The following is a 3,274-nucleotide window of genomic DNA, read 5'->3' on the forward strand; positions in this document are numbered from 1 at the left end:
CGGCGAGCCGCAGGTTCTCGGCGGCGGTCAGTCCCGGCTTGATCGCGTCCTGATGCCCGAGATAGGCGACCAGCCGCGCCTGCGCGACCGGATCGGCCAGCAGCGCCTCGTCCCGCCAGCTCAGCGCCCCGGACGCCGCGCGCACCAGGCCCGCGATCAGGCGCAGCAGCGTGGATTTCCCCGCCCCGTTCGGCCCCAGCAGCAGCAGGGCCGCGCCGGGCGCGGCGGTGAAATCGAGGTCGCGGAACACCAGCCGCTCGCCGCGTATGACCGCCAGCCCCTCTCCGCGCAGCATCGCCGTCCCCCAGCCGGCGCCCCTCGGCCCGCCGGCCCGGTGTCGCATGGCGTATCTCGCGCGCGTGGACAATACGGGGCTTGTGTGGTTCAAGCCGGGGATCGGTTTTTGTGCGGCGCCGAAGCGCCTGTCGCGGGCCATGCCCACGCGCCGCCAGCGCAACAAGGGGCGGCACTTCATGAAATCAATCGGCCACGACAGTCTGGGGACGAAGCGCACGCTGTCGGTCGATGGGCGCGACTATGCGTATTTCTCGCTCGAGGCCGCCGCCGCCCGCATCGGCGACATCTCGCGCCTGCCCGTCAGCCTGAAGGTCCTGCTGGAGAACGTCCTGCGGTTCGAGGACGGGACCACGTACAAGGTCTCGGACGCCGAGGCGATCGCCGGCTGGCTGAAGGACGGGCGCAGCACGCAGGAAGTGCCGTTCCGTCCCGCCCGCATCCTGATGCAGGACTTCACCGGCGTGCCGGGCGTGGTCGATCTCGCGGCCATGCGCGACGGCATCACCGCCCTCGGCGGCGAGCCGCAGAAGGTCAATCCGCTGGTGCCGGTCGATCTGGTGATCGACCATTCGGTCATGGTCGACGTCTCCGGCCGCGCGGACTCGCTGGAACGCAACGTCGACATCGAGTTCCAGCGCAACGGCGAGCGCTACGGCTTCCTCCGCTGGGGGCAGGCCGCGTTCGACAATTTCCGCGTCGTGCCGCCCGGCACCGGCATCTGCCATCAGGTGAACCTGGAATATCTCGGCCAGTGCGTCTGGACGGCGGAGACGGCGGGCTCGACCTATGCCTATCCGGACACGCTGTTCGGCACCGACAGCCACACCACGATGGTCAACGGCCTCGGCATCCTCGGCTGGGGCGTCGGCGGGATCGAGGCGGAGGCGGCGATGCTCGGCCAGCCGATCGCCATGCTGATCCCGGACGTGATCGGCTTCCGCCTGACCGGCCGCCTGCCGGAGGGCGCCACCGCGACCGATCTCGTGCTGACCGTGACCGAGATGCTGCGCAAAAAGGGCGTGGTCGGCAAGTTCGTGGAGTTCTTCGGCCCCGCGCTCGATGACCTGCCGCTCGCCGACCGCGCGACGATCGGCAACATGGCGCCCGAATACGGCGCGACCTGCGGCTTCTTCCCGCTGGACCGCGTGGCGATCGAGTATCTGCGGCTGTCGGGCCGCGACGAGCACCGCATCCGCCTGGTCGAGGCCTATGCCAAGGCGCAGGGCATGTGGCGCGACACGGCGACGCCCGACCCGGTGTTCACCGATACGCTGACGCTCGACCTCTCGACCGTCGTGCCCTCGCTCGCCGGTCCGAAGCGCCCGCAGGACCGCGTCGCGCTGTCCAAGGCGTCGGATGCGTTCAAGGCCGAGCTGACCAAGGGCCTGGGCGTCGCCGCCAACGACGCAGGCACGCGCGCCCGCGTCGCCGGCACCAATTACGAGATCGGCCACGGCGACGTGGTGATCGCGGCGATCACCTCCTGCACCAACACGTCCAACCCGGGCGTGCTGATCGCCGCCGGCCTCGTCGCGCGCAAGGCGCGCGCGCTCGGCCTGACGTCGAAGCCGTGGGTCAAGACCTCGCTCGCGCCGGGCTCGCAGGTGGTGACCGACTATCTGGACAAGTCCGGCCTGTCCGCCGATCTCGACGCGCTCGGCTTCCAGACCGTCGGCTATGGCTGCACCACCTGCATCGGCAATTCCGGCCCGCTCGACGACGCGATCGCCGACGCGATCGAGGACAACAAGCTGGTCGCCGTCTCCGTCCTGTCGGGCAACCGCAACTTCGAGGGGCGCGTGCATCCGAACGTGCGCGCCAACTACCTCGCCTCGCCGCCGCTGGTCGTGGCCTACGCCCTGCTCGGCACCATGACGCAGGACATCACCACCGCGCCGCTCGGCACCGGGCGCGACGGCAATCCGGTCTATCTGCGCGACATCTGGCCGACCAACAAGGAAATCGCCGAGGTCGTCGCCAGCAGCGTCACGCGCGAACAGTTCGTCCGCCGCTACGGCGAGGTGTTCAAGGGCGACCGTCACTGGCAGGCGATCGAGGTCGAGGCCGGCAGCGGCACCTATCGCTGGAACGACGGCTCGACCTACGTGAAGAACCCGCCCTATTTCGAGGGCATCACGATGGAGCCGAAGCCGATCGGCGACATCACTGGCGCGCGCATACTGGCGGTGCTGGGCGACAACATCACCACCGATCACATCAGCCCGGCGGGATCGATCAAGAAAAGCTCGCCGGCCGGCGAATACCTGCTGCAGCGGCAGATCGGACAGGCCGACTTCAACAGCTACGGCGCGCGGCGCGGCAATCATGAGATCATGATGCGCGGCACCTTCGCCAACATCCGCATCCGTAACGAAATGGTGCCGGGCGTGGAGGGCGGGATGACCGCGCTGCAGCCGGGCGGCGCGCAGATGCCGATCTATGACGCGGCGATGGCCTATCAGAAGGCGGGCACGCCGCTGGTCATCTTCGCCGGCCGCGAATACGGCATGGGCTCCTCGCGCGACTGGGCGGCGAAGGGGACGATGCTGCTGGGCGTCAAGGCGGTGATCGTCGAGAGCTTCGAGCGCATCCACCGCTCGAACCTGGTCGGGATGGGCGTGCTGCCGCTGACGTTCAAGGACGGCATGACGCGCCAGAGCCTCGGCATCACCGGCGCGGAGACGATCGACGTCGTCGGGATCGAGGCGCTGACGCCCGGCATGGATCTGACGCTGGTGATCCACCGCCCGGACGGCAAGACCGACACGGTGCCGGTGAAGTGCCGCGTCGATACCGCCGACGAGGTGAACTACTACCGTCACGGCGGCATCCTGCATTACGTGCTGCGGGGCATGGCCCGCGCGGCCTGACCGCGCCGCCTCGTCCGGGGACACGATGGACGGCGCGGACGGGGTAGGGCAGTCCCCCGCCCCGGCCGCGCCCGCGCGGCTGCCGCTCGGCCACCGGCTGCTGCGCG

The 3,274-nt window shown here is 69.7% G+C and carries 2 protein-coding genes; one reads left to right on the plus strand and one right to left on the minus strand.

Annotated elements, in window-relative coordinates; translation table 11 throughout:
- Positions 1 to 343, minus strand: a 343-nt coding sequence (locus B8460_RS07090; RefSeq protein WP_148360429.1) for an ABC transporter ATP-binding protein, incomplete at its 3' end; no start/stop codon positions are given.
- Positions 344 to 473: 130 nt separating this feature from the next.
- Between B8460_RS07090 and acnA the strand changes: the two genes are divergently transcribed.
- On the plus strand, positions 474 to 3,167 hold the full coding sequence (acnA, locus tag B8460_RS07095) for an aconitate hydratase AcnA (RefSeq protein WP_048860885.1): 2,694 nt from the start codon (positions 474 to 476) through the stop codon (positions 3,165 to 3,167).
- Positions 3,168 to 3,274 lie beyond the last annotated feature (107 nt).

Origin of the sequence: Acidisphaera rubrifaciens HS-AP3 (assembly GCF_000964365.1) — a bacterium.
Taxonomy (GTDB): domain Bacteria; phylum Pseudomonadota; class Alphaproteobacteria; order Acetobacterales; family Acetobacteraceae; genus Acidisphaera; species Acidisphaera rubrifaciens.